The organism is Perlucidibaca sp. (genome assembly GCF_057084925.1).
On record NZ_JBXMRC010000008.1, the window covers coordinates 25209 to 47652 of the forward strand.

20 protein-coding genes are annotated in these 22444 nt (G+C 56.0%); 12 read left to right on the forward strand and 8 right to left on the reverse strand.

Annotated elements, in window-relative coordinates; all coding sequences use genetic code 11:
- Positions 1-48 precede the first annotated feature (48 nt).
- From adk to AC14IB_RS02150, 5 genes are all read right to left on the reverse strand, one after another.
- Entirely contained in the window at positions 49-696 is a 648-nt protein-coding gene (gene adk, locus AC14IB_RS02130) for an adenylate kinase (protein WP_484230344.1), read from the reverse strand.
- Between the two features lie 105 nt (positions 697-801).
- Positions 802-2079 (reverse strand): c-type cytochrome biogenesis protein CcmI, encoded by a 1278-nt coding sequence (gene ccmI / locus AC14IB_RS02135; RefSeq protein ID WP_484230345.1) that lies wholly within the window; start codon positions 2077-2079, stop codon positions 802-804.
- Positions 2076-2558, reverse strand: a complete 483-nt coding sequence (locus tag AC14IB_RS02140; protein ID WP_484230346.1) for a cytochrome c-type biogenesis protein — start codon at positions 2556-2558, stop codon at positions 2076-2078. The genes ccmI and AC14IB_RS02140 overlap by 4 nt, the downstream gene beginning before the upstream one ends.
- Positions 2555-3115: a DsbE family thiol:disulfide interchange protein gene (locus AC14IB_RS02145; RefSeq protein WP_484230347.1), complete on the reverse strand. Its 561-nt coding sequence runs from the start codon at positions 3113-3115 to the stop codon at positions 2555-2557. Before AC14IB_RS02145 ends, AC14IB_RS02140 begins: the two co-directional genes overlap by 4 nt.
- A 1-nt stretch (position 3116) precedes the next feature.
- Positions 3117-5060, reverse strand: coding sequence for a heme lyase CcmF/NrfE family subunit (locus AC14IB_RS02150; RefSeq protein WP_484230348.1), 1944 nt, complete (start codon positions 5058-5060; stop codon positions 3117-3119).
- A 211-nt stretch (positions 5061-5271) separates the two neighbouring features.
- Between AC14IB_RS02150 and fabA the strand changes: the two genes are divergently transcribed.
- The 4 genes from fabA (at position 5272) to AC14IB_RS02170 (ending at position 9841) form a co-directional block, all read left to right on the forward strand.
- The gene (gene fabA, locus AC14IB_RS02155; protein ID WP_484230349.1) at positions 5272-5796 is read left to right on the forward strand and encodes a bifunctional 3-hydroxydecanoyl-ACP dehydratase/trans-2-decenoyl-ACP isomerase; all 525 of its coding nucleotides are present in this window, start codon (positions 5272-5274) and stop codon (positions 5794-5796) included.
- Between the two features lie 12 nt (positions 5797-5808).
- A complete protein-coding gene (gene fabB / locus AC14IB_RS02160) occupies positions 5809-7023 on the forward strand; it encodes a beta-ketoacyl-ACP synthase I (protein WP_484230350.1) in 1215 nt (404 codons plus the stop codon).
- Between the two features lie 136 nt (positions 7024-7159).
- The gene (locus tag AC14IB_RS02165; protein ID WP_484230351.1) at positions 7160-8680 is read left to right on the forward strand and encodes a flavin-containing monooxygenase; all 1521 of its coding nucleotides are present in this window, start codon (positions 7160-7162) and stop codon (positions 8678-8680) included.
- 186 nt (positions 8681-8866) lie between these two features.
- Positions 8867-9841: a sulfite exporter TauE/SafE family protein gene (locus tag AC14IB_RS02170; RefSeq protein WP_484230352.1), complete on the forward strand. Its 975-nt coding sequence runs from the start codon at positions 8867-8869 to the stop codon at positions 9839-9841.
- 17 nt (positions 9842-9858) lie between these two features.
- Here AC14IB_RS02170 and AC14IB_RS02175 read toward each other — a convergent pair whose 3' ends face one another.
- The gene (locus AC14IB_RS02175) at positions 9859-10821 is read right to left on the reverse strand and encodes a LysR family transcriptional regulator (protein WP_484230353.1); all 963 of its coding nucleotides are present in this window, start codon (positions 10819-10821) and stop codon (positions 9859-9861) included.
- Between the two features lie 89 nt (positions 10822-10910).
- Between AC14IB_RS02175 and AC14IB_RS02180 the strand changes: the two genes are divergently transcribed.
- Genes AC14IB_RS02180 through AC14IB_RS02205 form a run of 6 tightly spaced genes read left to right on the forward strand, consistent with a single transcriptional unit; the run spans position 10911 to position 16646 of the window.
- A complete protein-coding gene (locus AC14IB_RS02180; RefSeq protein WP_484230354.1) occupies positions 10911-12143 on the forward strand; it encodes an acyl-CoA dehydrogenase family protein in 1233 nt (410 codons plus the stop codon).
- A 38-nt stretch (positions 12144-12181) separates the two neighbouring features.
- The gene (locus AC14IB_RS02185) at positions 12182-13003 is read left to right on the forward strand and encodes an SDR family oxidoreductase (RefSeq protein ID WP_484230355.1); all 822 of its coding nucleotides are present in this window, start codon (positions 12182-12184) and stop codon (positions 13001-13003) included.
- Between the two features lie 6 nt (positions 13004-13009).
- Entirely contained in the window at positions 13010-14098 is a 1089-nt protein-coding gene (locus AC14IB_RS02190; protein ID WP_484230356.1) for a phosphotransferase family protein, read from the forward strand.
- Positions 14099-14100: 2 nt separating this feature from the next.
- Complete coding sequence (locus AC14IB_RS02195) at positions 14101-14793, forward strand: histidine phosphatase family protein (protein ID WP_484230357.1); 693 nt, start codon at positions 14101-14103, stop codon at positions 14791-14793.
- Between the two features lie 25 nt (positions 14794-14818).
- Positions 14819-15568 (forward strand): SDR family oxidoreductase, encoded by a 750-nt coding sequence (locus AC14IB_RS02200; protein WP_484230358.1) that lies wholly within the window; start codon positions 14819-14821, stop codon positions 15566-15568.
- A 1-nt stretch (position 15569) separates the two neighbouring features.
- Positions 15570-16646: an SMP-30/gluconolactonase/LRE family protein gene (locus AC14IB_RS02205; protein WP_484230359.1), complete on the forward strand. Its 1077-nt coding sequence runs from the start codon at positions 15570-15572 to the stop codon at positions 16644-16646.
- 332 nt (positions 16647-16978) lie between these two features.
- On the opposite strand, the gene uvrB is transcribed toward AC14IB_RS02205, so the two are convergent.
- Positions 16979-19009, reverse strand: coding sequence for an excinuclease ABC subunit UvrB (uvrB, locus tag AC14IB_RS02210; protein WP_484230360.1), 2031 nt, complete (start codon positions 19007-19009; stop codon positions 16979-16981).
- A 99-nt stretch (positions 19010-19108) separates the two neighbouring features.
- On the opposite strand from uvrB, the gene AC14IB_RS02215 reads away from it, so the two are divergent.
- Both AC14IB_RS02215 and AC14IB_RS02220 read left to right on the forward strand, forming a co-directional pair.
- Entirely contained in the window at positions 19109-19984 is an 876-nt protein-coding gene (locus AC14IB_RS02215; protein ID WP_484230361.1) for an MBL fold metallo-hydrolase, read from the forward strand.
- Positions 19985-20073: 89 nt separating this feature from the next.
- Positions 20074-21258, forward strand: coding sequence for a pyridoxal phosphate-dependent aminotransferase (locus tag AC14IB_RS02220; protein ID WP_484230362.1), 1185 nt, complete (start codon positions 20074-20076; stop codon positions 21256-21258).
- A gap of 68 nt (positions 21259-21326) precedes the next feature.
- On the opposite strand, the gene AC14IB_RS02225 is transcribed toward AC14IB_RS02220, so the two are convergent.
- Positions 21327-22343, reverse strand: a complete 1017-nt coding sequence (locus AC14IB_RS02225; RefSeq protein ID WP_484230363.1) for a helix-turn-helix domain-containing protein — start codon at positions 22341-22343, stop codon at positions 21327-21329.
- Between the last annotated feature and the right edge of the window lie 101 nt (positions 22344-22444).

A 22444-nucleotide genomic window follows, 5' to 3' on the forward strand; every position in this document is an offset into this window, starting at 1 on the left:
CGAAAGCTGACAAGACTGCAACGTAGGTTGCTTCTAGCGCACTCTGCCTTAGGCAAGTGCAGCAAACATGCGCTCAGTAATTTCCTCTACCGAGCCCACACCCGGAACTAAGCTGTACTTAGCTGCACCGGATTGATGAGCCAAGGACTGGTAAAAACCAACCAAGGGCTGTGTCTGGCTGTGGTAAATGTCGAGACGCTTACGCACAGTCTCTTCACTGTCGTCTGGGCGCTGAACTAAGTCTTCACCGCTCACATCATCTTTGCCAGCCACTTTGGGCGGGTTGTATTGCAGGTGATAGACACGCCCCGAGCCAGGGTGAACGCGGCGACCCGACAAGCGAGAAATGATTTCGCTATCTTCAACGCGAATTTCCACCACATGATCAATCTTCACGCCGGCATCAATCATGGCCTGAGCCTGTGGAATCGTGCGCGGGAAGCCATCAAAGAGGAAACCTTGGGCACAGTCAGCTTGCGCGATGCGCTCTTTAACCAAGCCAATAATAATGTCGTCAGACACCAAACCACCGGCATCCATGACTTGCTTAGCGGCAACACCTAACGGAGTGCCAGCCTTAACGGCTGCACGCAACATATCGCCCGTGGAGATCTGCGGGATGCCATAACGGTTCATGATGAGCTGAGCCTGAGTGCCTTTACCTGCACCCGGCGCGCCGAGAAGAATAATACGCATCCAACACACTCCCAAAAACAAGGTGGCAAGAATACTCGCCAACACCCTGTTTTCACAAGACTTGACGTCTTATGACACTGTCAAAATGCGACGAAAGCCCGGTGACTAGCGGGTCTTCGTAATACGCAAGCGAACCATACCGGTATTAGCCTCTGTCACAGGTACTGGCACAGCTTGCCAATCGTCCGCTGCTGGCGTGGCATTGCCGGTCATGGATATCTTGGCCTGAAGCACTAACTCTTTCTGATCCGACAGTAAGCGTGTGGGTTGCAGGCTGTCGGCATTGGTCAATGTCACCCGCAGCGGGAACTGCGCAATCGGACGCTTCAACACCGCGACTGGCATGGGCGGACCCGAAGGCGTACGCGCAAAAATAAACAGCGCAGCTTCAGCAGGCAGCTGACGGGCCAGCTCAGGGTCCAGGGCTACTTCAACCTGAATGCCGGCAGCGGCGACCTGTGGTCCCTGCTGCGCCTCAAGGATTAATCGCTCTATGCGCTGATCGGCTTCACTGTCGCGCTGACCGTTATTAGTAGCCACTTCTGCTGCCCGAAGCATCTGCAATTGCGTCAAGACAGCCAAAGCTTGTTCACGCTCACCAGCGCGCAGAGTGCCCATGCCCAACATAAGCAGCGCGCCTTGATGATCGGGCTGTTCGCGCAGGATGCGCCCCAACATTCCCCGCGCAACCGGATCCATGGCGCCGTTTTGCGTCATGATGGTGGCCTGCACATAGGTCATCACGACTTGAATATCTTCCGGACGTAACTCCGCAGCACGCGCTAGCGCGACTTTTGCCGGCTCATAATCTTTGGCTTGCAGGAAGCCTAAACCCAGCGTCATCCAGGCATCAGCATTGTTTGGTTCGGCCTGCACACGACGCTGCAATGCGCGCATGAAGTCCTGCAGACTGGCATCTTTAGCCGCAGCCTCTGGCTCTTTGCCGGCCAGAATGGCATCAATGCTGGGGGCCAATAACGCTTGATTCTTCAAATCGGGCGCGACCTGCGAATTCAAGAAATAACCCAAGTACAGCGCCAGGGTTAGCACCGGCACCGACACTAACAAAACGAATGCTAACGGCTTCACCGACGCATGGTGCGCCACCGGAATCCGAGCATCCGCCGTGGTGTCAGCCAAGACACCGCGATCCAGCTCTAGCTTTAACTGAGCATAGGTTTCGGCCTCGAGTCGCCCCGTGGACAAATCGGCATTGAGCTCATCGAGACGATCGCGATAGACCTGCGCACTCAGTTGACGCACGGAGTGACCGGCATTCACGTTGCGGCCACGTAATGGCCACAGCAGGGCAAATACCACCAGTAAGGTCAGTAAAAGCGCCACGAGCAGCATGGGCGAAAGCACTAAAACAGAATTCATCATGCGCGGGGCTCGCTATCAATCGGAGGCTGAGCACTACCAGTTAACAGGCGCTGTAAATGCGCCTGCTCATCGGCATTTAACGGATTAACGCGAACCGGCTTACGCAAGCTACGACGCCAGAGGAGAAAGCCCACACTCACCAGCAATAAAGCGGGGCCCCACCACAACAGTAAGGTGCTGGCTTTCATCGGAGGTTTGTAGCTGATGAAGTCGCCATAGCGCACTACCAGATAATCTCGAATTTCACCGTCGCTTCTGCCTGCTTGAATTTGCTCATACACCCTGTCTTTTAAATCATCCGCCAAGCCGGCATCCGATCCGGCCAAGTTGGTGTTTTGACATTTTGGGCAGCGCAATTCATCGATCAGCGCTCGATAGCGGGCTTCATCGACAGGGCTACGGAACTCACGCACATCAATCGCCGCCTGTGCAGTGAAGGACAGGAAAAACCCTAGAACAATCCCTAAATACTTCATCATTTCGCTCCTGCGGATTCCGCTCGCACGGCGTCATAGCGTGGCTTCAATTCCTGCAACCAGGCCTTAGCATCGAGAACTCCCACAGCGCGATATCGAATACGGCCTTGCGCATCGATCAAATAGGTTTCTGGTGCACCATAAACGCCGAGGTCCAGACCTAGGTCACCCCGCTCATCAAATACCGTTTCGGCAAACGGGTTACCGCGCTCACGTAAATAGGCCTGAGCGGCTTGGCGGTCATCTTTGTAATTCACGCCGATGATGCGAACGCCGTCAGCCGCCATATTGAGCAGGACCGGATGCTCAACCAGACAGGACACACACCAGGTGGCCCACACATTTAACAAGGAAACCTGACCCTGAAAAATCGAAGGGTCCAGCATGCGTTCGGGATCTTCCAGGCTAGACAAACTAAAGGCCGGTACAGGTTGCTGTAAACGGGCAGACGGCAGATAAGACGGGTCTTCCCCATTTCTGCTCGCCAGTAACACGGCCAAAGCCAGAAACAGCACCAAGGGCAAGCCGAAGATAAAGCTTTTGCGTAAAGAGGGCTTCATCTCAACGCCCTCCCGCCGCTTTCAAGCGATAACGCTTATCCAGCATGGACAACAGTGCGCCCAACGCCATCATCAAAGCGCCGAACCAGATCCAGCGAATCATAGGCTTGTGGTAAATACGCACGGCCCAGGCACCAGCATCTAAAGGCTCACCTAAGGCCACATACAAGTCTCGGAAGGCATTGCCTGAAATCGCCGCTTCGGTCATTGGATTTTGCTGCACGCGATAAATGCGCTTTTCCGGGTGCAGCGTTTCCACAAACCCATTATGGCTGACAATTAACGTACCGCGCTGAGCCACATAATTGGGACCTTGGTGATCTGCAACACCTTCAAAACGGAACGTGTAATCGTTCACCGTGATGCTTTCGCCTGGTGTCAAACGTACATCCTTTTCGACGCTATAAGTTGTGGTGAAAGCAATGCCCAGCACCATGACTAACAGCCCTAAATGCGCCAGCTGCATGCCCCAGTAGCTACGGGTTAGCTTCTTTAAGCCCTGTCGACGCGTGCTGGCGTGCTGCGTCTTGCGCGCAATATCCACCAACTGGCTGCCCAATACCCAAGCGCAAAGGCCAACGGTGATACCAACATGCCACGGCCAATCACCAAAGAAAATCAATGGCAAGCCGATCGCAATCACAATCGCCGCCAATAGCACCTTACGCAGCGGCAGTAAGATCACATCAGCCGATTGCTTCTTCCAGTTAGTGGATGGCCCCACGCCCAAAAACACCAGCAATAGCAGGGTGAGCGGCACGAACAGCAGATTGAAATAGGGTGGACCCACCGAGAACTTACCAAGTTCGAGTGCATCCGCGATCAGGGGGAATAAAGTGCCTAACAAAACAATGACAGTGGCCGTTAGCAAGAACAAATTATTCAGCAGCAGGAACATCTCCCGCGAAAACGGGCCATGATTGCTTTCGCGTTGCAAAGCCGCTCCACGCCAGGCAAATAGGCTTAACGAGCCGCCCACAACCACTACCAGGATGCCCAAAATATACAATCCGCGTGTGGGGTCTGCGGCGAACGCATGTACAGACGTGAGCACACCGGAGCGCACCAAGAAGGTACCGAGCAAACTTAACGAGAAGGCAATAATGGCTAGCAACACCGTCCAGGCCTTAAAGACACCACGCTTTTCACTGACCGCGAGAGAGTGCAAAAGTGCCGTGCCCGCCAGCCACGGCATAAAGGACGCATTCTCTACCGGGTCCCAGAACCACCAACCGCCCCAACCCAGTTCGTAATAAGCCCACCACGATCCCAGCGCAATGCCAACGGTGAGGAAGCTCCAGGCGGCCAATGCCCACGGGCGCGACCAACGCGCCCAAGCGCTATCCAGGCGACCGGTCATTAGCCCCGCCATGGCAAAGGCAAAAGGCACAGCAAAGCCGACATAGCCCATGTACAGCATGGGGGGGTGAAAGATGAGGCCCGGGTCTTGCAGCAACGGATTGAGGTCATTGCCCTCAATCGGAAAGTCGGGGAATAAGCGATTGAATGGATTCGACGTAAACAGAATAAAGCTAATGATGGCCGTGCTGACCAGCCCCAAGATCGCCAAAACCCGAGCCGTCATGTCTAAGGGTAAGGCTTGCGAAAAACGCGCCACCGCGGCCGTCCATAGTGCCAGCACTAGCGCCCATAGCAGCAGGGAACCTTCATGGCCACCCCAAACGGCGGAAATCTTGTACCACCAAGGCAATAAGGTATTGGACTGACGGGCAATGTAATCTACGCTGAAGTCATTTTGCAGGAAGGCCAGCGTGAGCAAGACAAACGACAGCACTAACAGGCCTAACTGAGTAAAAGCTGCGGTTCGCGACATGGCTTGTACGCGCGCATCCCCACGCACCACACCCCACCAAGGCAACGTACCCTGGACAATGGCCACAACAAACGCGAGCACCAGTGCATACTGACCCAGCTCAACCCACATGATGATTCCTCGCAACAAAAGACCCGGTTTAGGCAGTGGGCATCATACGCACCCATTAAGTACTGTCCAGCGTCAGAACACCGACAAAACAGTCATCTTGCTGACATACGTTCGAAACACTTGGAAACAACTCTGTGCCAACTGTGTAAGCGTTCTGTCAAAAGCCACTTGCTATGATGCAGCGCAATCAATGACTTGGATAAAGGATGTTATGAGCAAACCGACCCAACGCACGAGTTTTAGCCGTGAAGACCTCCTCGCCTGCGGCCGTGGCGAACTCTTTGGCGAAAACAACGCGCGCCTACCCCAGCCCAATATGCTCATGATGGATCGCATCACCCACATCAGCGGTGAAGGCGGCGAGCACGGAAAAGGGTCGATTATTGCTGAGCTCGACATCAACCCGTCACTCTGGTTTTTCCAGTGTCACTTTGAAACCGACCCTGTCATGCCTGGCTGTTTGGGTGTGGATGCACTTTGGCAACTGCTGGGTTTCTTTTTGGGCTGGCGCGGCAACCCGGGCCGAGGCCGTGCCCTAGGTGCAGGCGAAGTTAAGTTCTTTGGTCAAGTGCTGCCCCATCACCAGAAAATTACCTACGAAATTCAAATTAAACGGCTAATCGAGCGCAAATTGGTCATGGGTATTGCCGATGGTCGTGTACTCGTTGATGGCCGTGAAATTTATACGGCCACCGACCTGAAAGTTGGCCTCTTTACCAGCACCGATCACTTCTAAACGGAGAACGCAATGCGTCGCGTCGTCATCACCGGTTTTGGTATTACCTCCTGCCTCGGCTTGGAGCCGGAAACCGTTAAAGACAGCCTCTATCATGGTCGTTCGGGCATTTCGGCAAATGCCAAATACGCGGAGATGGGTTTCCGCAGCCAGATCAGCGGCAGTATCCGTGACCTCGATTTGGAAGCCTTGATTGACCGCAAGTTGCTTCGCTTCATGGGCGAGGCTGCTGCCTATGCCTATATCGCGATGGGCAAAGCCATTGCGATGGCCGGTCTGACGCCAGACCAGGTCATCAACCCACGGACTGGCTTAGTGGCTGGCTCCGGCGGTGCGTCCAGCACCAATCAAGTACTTGCGGCCGATATCGCACGGGAAAAAGGCGTGAAGCGCGTTGGCCCGTATATGGTGCCTCGCACCATGGCCTCGACCATTTCAGCTTGCTTGGCCACTGCTTACCAAATTAAGGGAGTGAACTACTCCATCGCCTCTGCCTGTGCCACCAGTGCTCATTGCATCGGCCATGCCGCTGAACTCATCCAACTCGGCAAGCAGGACATTGTGTTTGCCGGTGGTGGCGAGGAAGAAAGCTGGGAAGAGTCATGTATGTTTGACGCCATGGGCGCCATGTCGAGCAAATATAACGACACGCCTGCGAAGGCCTCACGCGCCTATGATGCTAACCGCGATGGCTTTGTCATTGCCGGCGGCGGCGGCATGGTCGTGGTGGAGTCCTATGACCATGCCATGGCTCGTGGAGCCACAATTTTGGCAGAAATCGTTGGTTACGGCGCGACCTCCGATGGCTACGACATGGTGGCCCCCAGCGGCGAAGGCGCTGAGCGTTGCATGCGCATGGCCCTGGCAACAGTTGATACGCAGGTGGACTACCTTAATACCCATGGCACCTCCACGCCTGTAGGCGATTTGGCTGAATTGCGCGCCATTCGTGCTGTTTTTGGTGAGAACGCGCCTCACATCAGCTCCACCAAATCCTTATCTGGACACTCCTTGGGTGCGGCGGGCGTACAGGAAGCGATTTATTGCTTGCTCATGCTGCAACATGACTTTGTGACGGCCTCCGCAAACATCGAAACCCTAGACCCCGAGGCCATTGGCCTGCCTATCGCCCTCCAGCGCATCGATAACGCGGGCTTGAAAACCGTGATGTCGAATAGCTTTGGTTTTGGCGGAACGAACGCCTCACTGGTACTGCGTAAGCTCTAAAGCTTGTCATTTCAGGTCGACTGCCCCACAGATTCGACCTGAAATGACAATTGATACAACGCGCATTGTCAAATTAGTTGACGCGTCGCTTTTTTCGTCTTAGCTTTACCTCGGCTTAATTAACCGAGGTTGTTTTATGTCTGTTCAACACCAAGATGTTTTGATTATCGGCGCTGGCATTTCTGGTATTGGTGCCGCCTGCCATCTCAAGCGTGAATGCCCCAATAAGTCGATTGCCATCCTCGAGCGTCGTCATGCCATTGGTGGCACCTGGGACTTGTTCCGCTACCCCGGCATCCGCTCCGACTCCGACATGTATACCTTCGGCTTCAACTTCAAGCCGTGGACCGAAGCCCGTGTGCTCGCTGATGGCGAATCTATCCGTGGCTATGTTCGTAAAACCGCTGAAGAGTATGGCGTAGACCAGAAAATTCGTTTTGGCCGTAAAGTCGTCACAGCGAATTGGTCATCCAGCGATAAGCGCTGGCATGTGGCCGCCGTGAATGATGAAACTGGCGAAACCGAAGAGTACACCGCTAATTTCTTGCTCGGCTGCTCCGGTTATTACAACTACGACGAAGGCTTCCGCCCCGAATTCCCGGGCGAAGCTGACTTCCAAGGTCAGATCGTGCACCCACAATTCTGGCCAGAGAATTTGGACTACGCGGGCAAGAAAGTCGTGATTATTGGCTCTGGTGCCACGGCAATCACGCTGGTCCCTAACATGACGGATAAGGCTGCTCATGTGTCCATGCTGCAACGCTCGCCGACCTATATTTTGTCTGTACCGGCCGTCGATCCCGTCAGCAAGCTGCTGCAGAAAACTTTGCCAGCCAAACTGGCGTATCAGCTCAATCGTGGTCGCAACATTGCCATTCAACGCACCCTGTATAAGGCCTCTCGTTCACGCCCAGACTCTGTGCGCCGCTTCATTCTGAGCATGGTTAAGCGCCAACTGGTGGGCACTAATATTGAAATGCGTCACTTCACACCAGACTATGCCCCGTGGGATCAGCGCCTGTGCGTCGTGCCCAATGGCGATCTGTTTAAAGTGCTGCGCAACGGCAAAGCCTCTATCCATACCGACCATATCGAGCGCTTTACCGCTAACGGCATTTTGCTGACATCGGGTGAAACGCTGGAAGCCGATATCATCGTGACGGCAACGGGCTTGAACGTGCAGCTACTGGGCGGCGTGAAAACGACTGTAGACAACGCTCCCATCGTGGTGAAGGAAAAGCTGACCTATAAAGGCTTAATGATTGATGGCGTGCCGAATGCGGCGATTGTTTTTGGCTACACCAACGCCTCTTGGACCTTGAAGGCCGATCTCGCTGCCGAGTACATCTGCCGCTTGCTGAAGCACATGGATCGTAACGGCTACAGCACGGTTGAGCCGCGCGCCAATAATCACCCGCTCAGTGAAGACACCGTGCTGGGCGGCTTGTCGTCGGGCTACATTCGCCGCGCTGCCGATCAACTCCCGCGCCAAGGCAGTGCTGCACCTTGGCTGGTTGATCAAAACTACCTGCGCGATATTCCGCAATTACGCTTTAGCGCCATTGAGGATGATGTGCTGGCATTTGACGGCAAAGTCAGAGGCAAAAGCTCGGTAGAACGCTTTACTGCCCCCTTGCGAGCCGCTTTGGGTCGCTGAGTTATTCTGCGGTAAGGCCGATCTAAAAATGCCCCGGTAACGCAAGTGCCGGGGCATTTTTATGGGCGATGCGGCGCAGCTCAGTCGTAATAACCAAATGATCTTTTGTTATAAAATAATATTCTTATTAGATCGCAAATGACTTACCTACAATGCGCTTCTGCTCCCTCTGCGATTAGTTGAATCATGAAAATCCGCCATCCCGACCTAAGCGATCAAACCATTAACCCAGAGCATCAAGCACTGGGGCTACCACCCGTGGAATACGCTGTCACCCACGCGCAAGAACATCCGGTACTGCGTATCGCCAGCTATTTGATCGTCGCGACCCTGGTCAGTTTAGTGGGCTGCTTCATCTATCGCCTTTTTTGGGGCGGCGGCCCCGCGTCTGGCACGGAGCTCATTGAGGGTGCACTAAATAACCCCTTATTTTGGACTGCAGTAGGCGTTGGCCTGCTGGCGCAAATTATTGATGGCGCGTTGGGCATGGCTTACGGCATCACAGCGACCACTTTTCTGCTAGCCGCCGGCGCACCTCCGGCCATGGCCAGTGGCGCGACCCATCTCGCCGAAGTGTTCACTACTGGAGTGTCTGGCATTTCCCACCTCAAGCTTGGCAATGTGAACAAACGGCTGGTGTTGAGCCTGCTTTTGCCGGGCATTATCGGCGCCTTGCTAGGTGCTTATGTCCTCACGAATGTGGATGGCCAGGTGCTAAAGCCGTTTATCAGTGCCTACCTCCTGCTGATGGGCCTTTACGTGTTTAGCAAAGCCTTCAAGGTTATTAAATTAAAGCGTGATATCGACGCTAAAAAAGTCGCTCCCCTTGCCTTATTTGGCGGCTTTATGGACACCACCGGCGGTGGCGGCTGGGGCCCTATTGTCACTACGTCCCTCGTTGGTGCAGGGCATGATCCGCGCACCACCATTGGTTCGGTTAATTTTGCGGAGTTTTTCCTGACCGTAACCGTTGCCGCGACGTTTTTTACCATCCTAGACAACAGCGTATGGATTTTCGTGGCGGGGTTGACCGTGGGGGGCTTATTTGCGGCGCCGTTTGCCGCCTTTATTACCCGCCATTTGCAAACACGTACCCTGCTCATGCTGGTGGGCACGTTAATCAGCGTGGTCAGCGTGGTGAATTTGAGCAAACTGTTCTAAGCCGTCCCATCGCGCGGTCATAACACCCTTGGCGGTGTCATGACCGCAAGAACCTGCTTGCGCAGCCAGTGATTTGCAGGATCTGTCTCCCGCTGACGATGCCAATACAGGTGCAGCTCCATTTTGGGCAGCTCAACCGGCAAGGTCAGAATGGCATTCTTCACCGAGGCATGAATAGCCTCTGCTTGCCGCCTAGGCAGAGTCAACAATAAGTCCGAGGCAGCGACAACCCGGCAGGCCGCCTCGTAGTGCTGACAACGCATGACCACCTGCCGCTCTAGGCCTAATTTCGCCAGCCCCAGATCTTCAACCGCTCGCCCTGTTCGCCGCGAAGACACCGTCACATGCTGTGCCGCCAAATAGGATTGGATATCCAGCGGGCGTGCCGTGTTGGCTGAGCCGCTACTCACCACCACAAATTCATCCTGCAATAACAAGGTATGACAGAGGTCGGCGGATACCGGTTGGGCAATATCAATAGCGCAATCGAGACGACCCGCGGCAAGGTCGGCACGCAGGCTGGCGCGATCCAGTCGCACGCTGGCGATGCGTAGCGTCGGTACTAGCTCGCGTAACTTTCGTACCAACAATGGCAGGATGCTCGGCTCCAACTCATCGTTCATCGCCAAGGTGATCTGACTAATATCTCGAGCCGGCTCGAAGACTTGGCTGCGATGCACCGCTTGACGTAACAGTGCCAGCGCCCCTTGGATATCTGGCCAGAGCCGATCGGCCAGCGGGGTTGGCAACACGCCCTGCCCTTCGCGCACAAACAAGGGATCCCCCAGCTGCGTACGCAAACGCCCAATGGCATGACTGACCGCAGATTGACTCAGGCACAGAATCGCGGCCGCTCTCGTGAGGTTGCGTTCACGATAAATGGTGTCGAAGACACGGAACAGATTGAGATCGAGTCGACCGATATCGGGTCGACCCATGTCTGCGCGTTCTGGCCAGTCCATATTATTAATTTGATTCATGACCCGCCATGAGAAATCATCATTTCCTGCATCGTATGCCAGGCTATAGGATCGGTCACTGGTTATTTCCTCAATTCAGGACTTTCGTTATGCACTTCGAACTCAGCGAGCGCGGCCAAGACTATGTTTCCCGTGTGAAAGCATTTATGCGCGAGCACATCGAGCCCGTCGAACCCGCATTTTGGGCCGAGGTGCATGCCAGCAACCCCGATGGCGACTGGCGCCAGTGGAAGCACCCAGCGATGCTGGAGGAGCTCAAGCGCAAAGCCAAGGCACAAGGCCTGTGGAATCTGTGGATGCCGAGCGAGGAGCTGGGCGCCGGCCTGACCATCGCCGAGTACGCGCACATCGCGGAGCAGACCGGGCGCAGCCTGCTTGCACCGACGGTGTTCAACTGCAACGCCCCCGACACCGGCAACATGGAAGTGCTCTGGCGCTATGGCAGCGACGCACAGAAAGCCCAATGGCTGATACCGCTTTTAAACGGCGAAATCCGCTCCGTCTTCTGCATGACTGAACCCGAAGTCGCCTCATCGGATGCCACCAATATGCAGGCCACCGCCATCATCGACGGTGATGAGATCGTGCTCAACGGCCGCAAGTGGTGGTCCAGCGGCATCGGCGACCCGGACTGCAAGATCGCCATTTTCATGGCGCATACGCCGGATGCCGAGAAGGGTCGTCACAGCCAGCACTCCATGGTGCTGGTGCCGCTGGACACGCCGGGCGTGGAGATCCAGCGCATGCTGCCGGTGTTCGGCGATTACGATGCGCCGCACGGCCACGGCGAAGTGCTGTTCACCAATGTGCGCGTACCCGTGAGCAACTTCATCGGCGGGCCGGGTCAGGGCTTCTCGATTGCGCAGGGCCGCCTAGGCCCAGGCCGTATTCATCACTGCATGCGCTGCATCGGTGCCGCCGAAAAGGCGCTGGAGCTGATGATCGATCGCGGCATCTCGCGTACCGCCTTTGGCAAACCGCTGGTCAATCTCGGCGGCAATCGCGAGCGCATTGCCGAGGCGCGCATCGCCATCGATCAAGCGCGTCTGCTCACGCTCTATGCGGCCTGGAAAATGGATGCCGTGGGGACGTTTGCCGCCATGACCGAAATTTCTGCGATCAAGGTGGTAGCACCGAATGTGCTGCAGCAGGTCGTCGATATGGCGATACAAATTCATGGCGGCGCCGGCGTCTCTCGGGATACTCCGCTAACGGCTTTCTTTGCTCAGGCGCGCAGCCTGCGCTTGGCGGATGGCCCGGATGAGGTGCATAAGGGCGTGATTGCCAAGATTGAGCTGGCCAAGCGCGGCTTCAGCAAATAAGCTCGGCCGCAACCATAAATACAAGAAGCAGAGACAACATGACTCAGCAAAATCGCGTTTTTATTACCGGCGGGGCCAGTGGCCTTGGCCGAGCTCTCGCCTTGCGCTATGCCCGTGATGGCTGGCGCGTGTGTATCGCCGACCTCAATGACGAGCGCGGCAACAACACGCTCACGGAGCTCGCCGCCGCAGGCGCAGCTGAGGCGTTTTATCGCCATGCCGATGTCACTTGCGAGGCGGATTTACAGGCGATTGCCGATGAGCTGGTGCAGGCTTGGGGTGGGCTGGACGTACTGATCAATAACGCGGGCGTCGCGCAGGCTGGCGCTATCGACACCGTTTCCCTGAGTGATTGGGAATGGATTCTGAACATTAACCTGCTGGGCGTGGTACGCGGCTGCAAAGTATTCACCCCGATTTTTAAGCTGCAAGGCAGCGGCCATATCGTCAATATTGCTTCCATGGCCGGCTTACTCGATGTGCCGCGTATGGCCTCATACAACGTGTCGAAAGCCGCCGTGGTGGCGCTCACCACCACCCTCGAACAAGAACTCATGGCCGACGGCATTCATGTCAGTGTGGTCTGCCCCTCGTTCTTTCAAACCAATCTCGGCGAGACCATGCGCGCCAATGATCCTGGCTTGATCAAGATGATGAGCAAGCTCCTCGCCAGCGGCAAACTCAGTGCCGAACAGGTGGCTGATGCCATCGTAGCTGGGGTCGCAAAAAAGCAGGTGCATATCCTGCCTCACGTCGCGGGTGAACGCCTGTGGCTGGCTAAGCGCTATCTGCCTCACGCTCTCTACAGCCGCATGTTCCAAAAGAGCATGAAGGGCATGAAACCGCGTAGCGAGAGGTAACCCGAGATGGCCTTGATTGATGTGGGCGGCACTGTCCGCCACGGGGAAGAACTGGACGTAGAAAAAGTCGATACCTGGCTACGTGCCTTACTACCGCAGCTATCACCGGGATTACCCGAAGTGACGCAATACAGCGGCGGTGCTTCGAACTGGACCTACCGCCTCAAATACGCCAGCCATGACCTCATTTTGCGGCGTCCGCCCGCGGGAACAAAAGCCAAATCAGCGCACGACATGGTGCGCGAATACACCGTGCAAGATGCATTAAAGCCGGTGTACCCAGTGGTGGCTGACATGATTGGCTTGTGCACGGACCCGTCGGTGATCGGCTGCGACTTCTATGTCATGCGCCGCATCGAAGGCATTATTCCGCGCGCCAATCTGCCGAAAGAACTGACTTTAAGCGAGGCAGAGGTACGTCAACTCTGCACCAACACGCTGGACCAGCTGATTGCTCTGCATCAGGTCGATGTGCGCGCGGCAGGTTTAGAGCGGCTGGGTAAGGGCAGCGGTTTCTGCAAGCGTCAGGTGGATGGCTGGAGCGATCGCTACGAGAAGGCGCAGACCTGGAATGTGCCACGCTACACCGACATCCGCGCTTGGCTCAAACAGCACACGCCGGAAGACTCAGCGACCTGCGTGGTGCACAACGACTGGCGCTTCGACAATGTGGTGCTGGACGCCAGCGAGCCCTCACGCGTGATTGGTGTGCTGGATTGGGAAATGGCGACGCTCGGTGATCCGCTGATGGAGTTAGGCAATGTCCTGGCCTACTGGATTCAAGCTGACGACAACCGCATTCTGCGTCAAACACGTCGCCAGCCAACTCACCTGAACGGCATGCTGACGCGCAAGGAAGTGGTGGCTTATTACCAAGAGAAAACCGGCGTGACGATTCATCACTGGGCGTTTTACGAGGTCTTCGGTCTGTTCCGCGTGGCGGCCATTTTGCAACAAATTTACTACCGCTATCACCACAAGCAGACCGACAATCCCGCCTTTAAGAACTTCTGGATCATCAACTGGGCCATCTGGCGTCGTTGCCGGCAAGTCATTGCCGCAGACCAACGTGCTGCCAAACAGGGAGGCCGCTGATCATGGCCGCCATTACCCTGATTCGTCACGGCCAAGCTTCTTTTGGCAAAGCAGATTATGACCAGCTGTCGGAGCTAGGTTACGAACAGGCACGCCACCTTGGCACGGTGCTGCGTGAACGTGAAGAACCCGTGGATACCGTCTTTATTGGTGCCATGAAGCGCCATCGGCAAACGGCGGAGGCTTGCTTGGATGCGGCGGGCGTAAACCTGCCTTTGCAGGTACTGCCAGGCTTCAATGAGTTTAATCACGAACAAGTCATCGAGCGCTACGAACCACGCTACCGTGACCGCGACTGGCTGGTAGCCGAGATGGCGAAACACGCTAACCCCGGCGAGCTGTTCGGCCAGATGTTCCGGCAAGCCATTGCGCGTTGGGTCGGCGGAACTCACGACACTGATTACGACGAATCTTGGCAACACTTCCAACTGCGCTCCCGTGGAGCTCTCGACGAAGCGCTGAACGCCCTGCCTAAGCGTGGTCGCGCGCTCGTATTTACTTCTGGCGGCTGCATCTCGGTGATCAGCCAAGGCCTGCTTGGCCTCAATGATGACGCCACGTTTCGCGTCAATCTGACACTCGCGAATGCCGGCCTTAGTCGTATCAGCCAGGGCAGCACGCATCGCAACCTGATCAGCCTCAATGAACACAGTCATTTCAGTGGTCGCCATCGCGACCTACTGACTTATCGCTAATTTTCCGCTTACGGATGCTGCAGCCATGAAACGTAAAACCATTTTAATCACCGGTGCGAGCTCCGGCATTGGCGCCGGCATGGCTCGCGAATTTGCCGCCCAAGGCCACGACTTGGCATTGTGCGCACGCCGCACTGAACGCCTTGAGGCGCTGCGCGAAGAACTGCAAAGCGCACATGGCGTTCGCGTCTCCGTCCGTGCGTTGGATGTCACCGACTACGCGCAAGTCTTCGACGTCTTCGAAGCTTTTGCAGCAGAATTCGGAACTCTCGACCGCGTGATCGTGAATGCCGGCATCGGCAACGGAAGACGAATTGGCAAAGGGCACTTTGAGATTAACCGGCAAACCGCTGAAACCAACTTTGTGGCCGCGCTCGCTCAATGTGAGGCCGCCGTCGGCATCTTCCGCCGGCAAAATTCGGGGCATTTGGTCACCGTTTCTTCCATGAGCGCGAAACGCGGATTACCTAAGCACCTCACCACGTATGCCGCGTCAAAAGCCGGCCTAGCGTTACTCAGTGAAGGTATCCGAGCCGAGTTGCTTAACACTCCGATAAAAGTCACCACCTTATTTCCCGGTTATATTCGAACGGAATTAAATGAAGGTGCTGGTAAGCTGCCGTTCGAGGTCAGTGCTGCAGTGGGCGCTCGCGCGCTGGTGAAAGCCATTAATCGTGAACCCGCCTGCGCCTGTGTGCCTAAGCACCCTTGGACATTGATTGGCTTTTTTATGCAACATTTACCGCTACCTTGGGTAGCTAAACTAGGGGGCTAATTTGAAAAAGCGTTACTGGGCTGGACTCACCCTAGCCGTAGTCGCCGGTTATCTGCTGTTTGCGCCTACTCCTATCGAGCCTGTGAGCTGGACGCCTCCCCCTGCGCCTTCATTGAGCGAAGGCGAGTTCAAAGAAAACACGCGTCTGGCAGGCATTGAACGCATAGGCAGCAACCTCGAGCTCTACGGACCCGAAGCGATTCTGGCCGACGAAGAAGAACATATTCTCACGGGTCTGCAAGACGGCCGGATTGTGCGCGTCAGCCCCGACGGCAAGTCGCTACAAACGCTGGTGAATACCGGCGGCAGGCCTTTGGGTCTAGCTTGGCATCCGGATGGCCGACTCATTATTGCTGACGGTATTAAGGGCCTTATGGCGCTGAATATGGCGAAAAGTGAGTTGGAGTTACTCACAACCGAGTCGGATGGCATACCCTTTGGTTTCGCTGATGATGTCGATATTTCAGCCGATGGCCAGTACGCCTATTTCAGCGATGCCTCCATTCGTTGGCATTACGGCCAAGATGGCGAAGCCGTCATGGAGCATCGGGGTGATGGTCGCTTAATGGTCTACGATTTTCACAGCGGTGAAACGAAAACCTTAGTCGCTGGTTTAGAGTTTGCTAACGGTGTCGCCCTCGGACCCAACGAAGACTACGTACTGGTCACCGAAACAGGTGCCTATCGCATCACCCGACTGTGGCTCAAAGGTCCCAAGGCGGGTCGCCAAGATGTTTTCCGTGACAATCTGCCCGGCCTACCCGACAACATCACCTTTAATGGCCAAGATCGTTTCTGGCTCGCCATTTTCACCCCAAGGAACTACTTCTTGGACGCATTTGCCGACAATCCGTTTATGCGTAAGGTCTTTGCGCGGGCGCTACGCGTCATCCCTAAGCTCGTTGAGCACCGTGCCATGGCGTTGGGTTTAAATACGGATGGCGGCATTGTGGCCAATCTGCAAGACACGGGGAAAGGCAACTACTCCCCCATCACTAGCGTCCGACAAGTGGGCGATACGCTTTACTTTGGCTCATTGAATGAACGGAGTATCGGGAAAATCAAACTAAACCCTTGATGTTCGCGAGTACAAACCCTGAAAAAGGCCTCGTTAGAGGCCTTTTTTATGCCGACGAATGGGTTCGAAAAGTTATCCCCAATTCCTGTGGATAACTTCGTGGACAAGTAATTGGATAAGCGGCTAATTCCGCCAGACAAGCGGCTTTCGATCGTTCGCTGCTTTTTTATCCAATTAATTTTTACATTTAAAAACAACAACTTATATAATTTGCTCGGTTTTTGGGCGTCGCTCGCACCCATTCGTTCAAAATGCACACGATTGATTTCTTCATGTGCACAAAAATCGGGCGAGCAAGGGTTGACAGGCCACGCTCACCCGAAAAATCGGGCTTATTCGAGCTTGATCAGCATTTTGCGCAGCTCCAGCATCTGATCACGCAAACGGCTGGCTTCCTCAAACTCCAAGTTTCGCGCCTTCTCCATCATGGACTTCTCTAACAAGACAATTTCTTGAGCCATCGCCTTCGGATCCATCGCCACCGGCTTGCTACCGGGCCGCACACTGCTGCGTTTATTGCCGCGACTTGGGCTTCCGCCCCCGTTAGCTGCCGACGCGCCGGCATAGGTTTCCAAAATATCGCTGACCGAACGCGCCACGCCCATCGGGGTGATGCCCTGCTCCAAATTAAAGGCAATTTGCTTGGCTCGACGACGTTCGGTCTCACCGATAGCACGCTGCATAGATCCGGTCATGCGGTCGGCATAGAGAATGGCCTTGCCGTTGAGGTGGCGCGCGGCGCGGCCGATGGTCTGGATCAGCGAACGCTCGGAGCGCAGGAAGCCCTCCTTGTCGGCATCGAGGATGGCCACCAGCGACACCTCGGGCATGTCCAGACCCTCGCGCAGCAGGTTGATGCCGACCAGCACATCGAACACGCCCAGACGCAGGTCGCGGATGATCTCCACGCGCTCCACGGTGTCGATGTCCGAGTGCAGATAGCGCACCTTCACGCCATGCTCGCTCAGGTACTCGCTGAGGTCCTCAGCCATGCGCTTGGTCAGTGTCGTCACCAGCACGCGCTCCTCGACCGCCACACGCGCTTTGATTTGCGATAAGAGATCATCCACCTGCGTGGCTGCTGGCCGAACTTCCAGCTCAGGGTCGACCAAACCGGTGGGACGCACCAGCTGCTCGACGACCGCTTGGGCTTTTTCAGCCTCGTAATTGCCAGGCGTGGCCGAGACAAAGATGGTCTGCGGCGAAATGCGCTCGAACTCCTCGAATTTCATCGGCCGGTTGTCCATGGCGGACGGCAGTCGGAAACCATAATTCACTAGGTTTTCTTTACGCGAGCGGTCGCCGTTGTACATGCCGCCAATCTGCGGGATAGTCACATGCGACTCGTCAACCAGCAGCAGCGCATCGGGTGGTACGTAATCGAACAAGGTCGGGGGCGGCGAGCCCGGCGGACGACCGGACAAATAGCGCGAATAGTTTTCAATACCCTGGCAATAGCCGAGCTGCTGCAGCATCTCCAGATCGAACTTGGTGCGCTGATCGAGGCGCTGAGCTTCCAGGAGCTTATCGTTGGCGCGGAACCACTCCAGGCGCTCTTTCAGATCCACCTGAATCTGTTCGATGGCGCCGTGAATGCGATCCTGCGGTGTCACATAGTGCGTTTTCGGGTAGATGGTGACGCGCGCCACGCGTTTACGGACCTCGCCGGTGAGTGGGTCAAACCAATAAATCGATTCGACTTCCTCATCGAACAGCTCGATACGCACCGCATCCATTTCCGACTCGGCCGGATAGACATCAATGACATCGCCGCGTACACGGTAATGGCCGCGATAAAACTCAATGTCATTGCGCGTGTACTGCAACTCGGCGAGACGGCGCAGCAAACCGCGCTGATCAATGCGGTCGCCGCGCGCCACGTGCAGCAGCATCTTCATATAGGCTTCGGGGTCGCCCAGACCATAAATCGCCGACACCGTTGCCACAATAATGGCATCGCGGCGTTCTAGCAGCGCCCGTGTCGCCGATAGACGCATCTGCTCGATGTGCTCGTTGATCGCGGCATCCTTTTCAATAAAGGTGTCCGATGACGGCACATAGGCTTCTGGCTGGTAGTAATCGTAGTAACTGACAAAGTATTCGACGGCGTTGTTCGGGAAAAACTCTTTGAACTCACCATAAAGTTGCGCCGCCAGCGTTTTGTTCGGCGCCATGATGATGGCTGGCCGCCCCAAGCGCGCAATGACATTGGCCATGGTGAAGGTCTTGCCCGAGCCCGTCACACCCAGCAGCGTTTGATGGCTAAGGCCGTCTTCCACGCCTTGCACCAAGCCCTCAATAGCCGTCGGCTGATCGCCAGCTGGCTGATATTTCGATACGACCTGAAACTGACCTTCACTCATTGCCTATGCCCGGGTTAAAAAGCCATCAAACAGTAACCATCAAGTGTAACCTTAAGCGACTACACACGTCGGTCTGTTAGACCTTTCTGGGAGACAGTGATGAAACGTTGGACACACTGGCTAGGTGTTAAAAGCCCTCATGCTGCCGACTATGTCCCCAGCGCCCCCGCCCATACGGGCGATCTAAGCATTCAATACCTCGGCACAGCGGGTTTCGTGATCAGTCAGGATGGCCACCATGTGGTACTCGACCCCTATGTCACTCGCCCCGACCTGACCACCTCTCTGACGCAACCGCTAGTGCCGAATGCCGCACTCATCCAACGCCTCATTCCTCGGGCCAATGACGTACTCATTGGGCATGCTCATCACGACCATATTCTTGATGGACCTGATCTCTGCAAACAGACCGGTGCACGCTTAATCGGTTCGTCCTCGACCGTACAAGTCGGCATTGCTGCTGGCCTGCCGGCGGAGCAGCTCGTGAGTACCGAAGGCCGAGAAGATATCGCCTCGGGGAGCTGGACCGTACGCGGCTTTCCGTCCCGGCACGGCAAAATTTTCGGTCGTATCCCCTTCCCCGGTGATCTCACCGCACCGCCGCCATGGCCGCCGCGTATGCACCAGCTCCGTCACGGTCTGGTGCTGAACTGGCTAGTCGATACCGGAAAGCTCAAGGTCATGCACATTGACTCTGCCGATTTCATCGACGAAGAACTGCAGGGCCATGCCTGCGACATCGTCTGCCTGTGCGCCATCGGCCGGCAGTCGCGACCAAACTATGTCCGCGATGTGGTGCGCTACCTGAAGCCTCGCTGGGTTATTCCTTGCCACTGGGACACCATGATTACACCCATCGAGAGTGTGCCGGATCTCTTACCCGGTGTAGACCTGCCAGGATTCATCGAAGAAATTAAGGCAGCCGGGGCCACGCCATTGCTCACACCGATACTGGGGCATCAACGCTTTTCCTAAGCGGCGTGTTTTCGTGAGGGCAGCGTTCCGGTATGATTCGCCGGTTTTTGCCCTCAGCCAGACCGTGCCCGGCGCACGAGGAGTCTTCCGTGGATATTCAGCTCTCGCAACGCGTTCTCAGCATCAAGCCTTCGCCAACCTTGGCCGTGACCAAAAAGGCCGCGGAACTGAAAGCCGCCGGTAAAGATATTATTGGTCTTGGCGCCGGTGAACCTGACTTTGATACCCCAGAGCACGTTAAAGCCGCTGCCACCGCCGCCATCGCCAAGGGTTTCACCAAGTACACCGCCGTCGACGGCACCCCCGGCCTGAAGCAAGCCATCATCGCCAAGTTCAAGCGCGACCAGGGCCTGGACTACGCGGCCAACCAGATCCTCGTGTCCTGCGGTGGCAAGCAGAGCTTCTTCAACCTGTCGCTGGCCCTGCTCAACGCGGGCGACGAGGTCATCATCCCGGCGCCTTTCTGGGTGTCCTACCCGGACATGGTGATCATCGCCGACGGCACCCCGGTCATCGTCGAGTGCCCGCAGTCGCAGGGTTACAAGATCACCGCCGCCCAGCTCGACGCCGCGATCACGCCGAAGACGCGCCTGCTGGTGCTGAACTCGCCGTCGAACCCGACCGGCATGGTCTACAGCAAGGCCGAGCTGCTGGCGCTGGCCGAGGTGCTGCGCAAGCACCCGCACGTGATGGTCGCCACCGACGATATGTACGAGCACATCATCTGGACCGCCGAGAAGTACGAGAACATCGTCACCGTGGCGCCGGATCTGTACGACCGCACCATCGTGCTCAACGGCGTGTCCAAGGCCTATGCCATGACCGGCTGGCGCATCGGCTACTGTGCCGGCCCGCAGAAGCTCATCGCGGCCATGACCAATGTGCAGTCGCAGTCGACCTCGAACCCGACCTCGATCTCGCAGGTGGCCGCCGAAGCCGCGCTGAATGGCCCGCAGGATGTGCTGGTGCCGATGGTCAAGGCGTTCAAAGAGCGTCACGACTACGTGGTGAGCACACTGAACACCATTCAGGGCGTGTCTTGCTCGCCTGCTGATGGCGCGTTTTACGCCTTCGCCAATGTTGAAGGTGCCATTGCCAAGCTCGGCCTGAAGAACGACCTCGAGTTCTCCGAATACCTGCTCAACACCGTGGGGGTTGCTGTGGTGCCGGGCTCGGCCTTTGGTCTCGATGGTCATATGCGCATCTCCTACGCGACCTCGCCGAAAGTGCTGGAAGACGCGCTGGGCCGCATCAAGAAGGCCATTGAAGGGTAATCAGACTCGCAACTGTCGACGAAAAGGCCGCTACAGAAGCGGCCTTTTTTATGTCTATGGTTTTAGGACTATTGTTGACGCCGGAATGCCCCCGGTGAGTGTCCGGTCCAGCGCTTAAACGCATGAGAAAAGTTAGATAGATCGCTATAGCCCAAGAGGGAGGCGATCGCTTCTAACGACAGCGTCGCGTCCATGAGCATGAGTCGGGCGCGCTGGCTCAGGATTTCTTCTTGCAAGCTACTGAAGCTGGTATTCAACTCGGCTAACCGTCGCTTAAACGTGCTCACCGAGACATTTAACGCTGCCGCCACGGGCTCCATCCGTAACTGCGCTGAACCTGCTTCCAACATACGCCTGACACGACTGATTAAATCATCAGGCTGACTGCGCGCATCTAAAAGTGTCTGCAGCTGCGCCACTGCATTGTCATACACCATAGGGTCAGAAAACCGGCAAACAGCATCGAGGCTGGCGCGCGGTAGGCGGAAATAAAACACCGGGGCATTAAATCGCAGTCGCCCCGACTGGCATTCAGCATGATTGATCAGCAGCGAAGGTGCGGGACCCGGAATGTTAATGGTGAGATCCAGCGTTTCACTCGACAGCAAACTGAGCAAGTGCGTGAGCGCCGACGCACAATAAAATAGGGGGATTTGATCCAACACAGGGTCGCCGGAGCTTGCCAATAACATCACAAACACCGCTTCTTCACGCTCCAAAAAGTGCGCCTGCACCACATTGGAAATTAACGGCAAAAAAGTCAGCAAGCGCATAACTTCACTCACCGAGCCGGCACTCACCAAGGGCAGGCTCAACACGCTATACGAGGTTAACCGGGCTTGTTCACCGGCAAAGTAACCCATGCATGCCGCTTGCTCCGCATCCAGCGTGGGATAGACCTCGCGAAACCAACGCATGGGCAATTGCGCGCCCGGACTCAGCATGTTCTCGAGAATGATGCCTTCCCGCTCAATGATGGCGCGAAACTTCGCCACGGCGTCAGCATCTAAGGTACGAGACTCCAAGATTTGGGCAAACACATGCGCCGGCATGCCGGGCTCTTGGTCTAAAACCGGAAAACGCATTTGAGCTAATCTCACAAAAAATCGAGCTGAGCGAACATAGTGCATGCCGAAACCCAGGCGCAAGATCTATCCCACAAATTAGTTAGGTATTTAGGGAGTCA

What these genes read in the sequence shown, in the direction of transcription:
- adk (WP_484230344.1), bottom strand. Translation starts at nt 696, where the DNA reads ATGCGTATTATTCTTCTCGGCGCGCCGGGTGCAGGTAAAGGCACTCAG.
- ccmI (WP_484230345.1), bottom strand. Translation starts at nt 2,079, where the DNA reads ATGATGAATTCTGTTTTAGTGCTTTCGCCCATGCTGCTCGTGGCGCTT.
- AC14IB_RS02140 (WP_484230346.1), bottom strand. Translation starts at nt 2,558, where the DNA reads ATGATGAAGTATTTAGGGATTGTTCTAGGGTTTTTCCTGTCCTTCACT.
- AC14IB_RS02145 (WP_484230347.1), bottom strand. Translation starts at nt 3,115, where the DNA reads ATGAAGCCCTCTTTACGCAAAAGCTTTATCTTCGGCTTGCCCTTGGTG.
- AC14IB_RS02150 (WP_484230348.1), bottom strand. Translation starts at nt 5,060, where the DNA reads ATGTGGGTTGAGCTGGGTCAGTATGCACTGGTGCTCGCGTTTGTTGTG.
- fabA (WP_484230349.1), top strand. Translation starts at nt 5,272, where the DNA reads ATGAGCAAACCGACCCAACGCACGAGTTTTAGCCGTGAAGACCTCCTC.
- fabB (WP_484230350.1), top strand. Translation starts at nt 5,809, where the DNA reads ATGCGTCGCGTCGTCATCACCGGTTTTGGTATTACCTCCTGCCTCGGC.
- AC14IB_RS02165 (WP_484230351.1), top strand. Translation starts at nt 7,160, where the DNA reads ATGTCTGTTCAACACCAAGATGTTTTGATTATCGGCGCTGGCATTTCT.
- AC14IB_RS02170 (WP_484230352.1), top strand. Translation starts at nt 8,867, where the DNA reads ATGAAAATCCGCCATCCCGACCTAAGCGATCAAACCATTAACCCAGAG.
- AC14IB_RS02175 (WP_484230353.1), bottom strand. Translation starts at nt 10,821, where the DNA reads ATGAATCAAATTAATAATATGGACTGGCCAGAACGCGCAGACATGGGT.
- AC14IB_RS02180 (WP_484230354.1), top strand. Translation starts at nt 10,911, where the DNA reads ATGCACTTCGAACTCAGCGAGCGCGGCCAAGACTATGTTTCCCGTGTG.
- AC14IB_RS02185 (WP_484230355.1), top strand. Translation starts at nt 12,182, where the DNA reads ATGACTCAGCAAAATCGCGTTTTTATTACCGGCGGGGCCAGTGGCCTT.
- AC14IB_RS02190 (WP_484230356.1), top strand. Translation starts at nt 13,010, where the DNA reads ATGGCCTTGATTGATGTGGGCGGCACTGTCCGCCACGGGGAAGAACTG.
- AC14IB_RS02195 (WP_484230357.1), top strand. Translation starts at nt 14,101, where the DNA reads ATGGCCGCCATTACCCTGATTCGTCACGGCCAAGCTTCTTTTGGCAAA.
- AC14IB_RS02200 (WP_484230358.1), top strand. Translation starts at nt 14,819, where the DNA reads ATGAAACGTAAAACCATTTTAATCACCGGTGCGAGCTCCGGCATTGGC.
- uvrB (WP_484230360.1), bottom strand. Translation starts at nt 19,009, where the DNA reads ATGAGTGAAGGTCAGTTTCAGGTCGTATCGAAATATCAGCCAGCTGGC.
- AC14IB_RS02215 (WP_484230361.1), top strand. Translation starts at nt 19,109, where the DNA reads ATGAAACGTTGGACACACTGGCTAGGTGTTAAAAGCCCTCATGCTGCC.
- AC14IB_RS02225 (WP_484230363.1), bottom strand. Translation starts at nt 22,343, where the DNA reads ATGCGTTTTCCGGTTTTAGACCAAGAGCCCGGCATGCCGGCGCATGTG.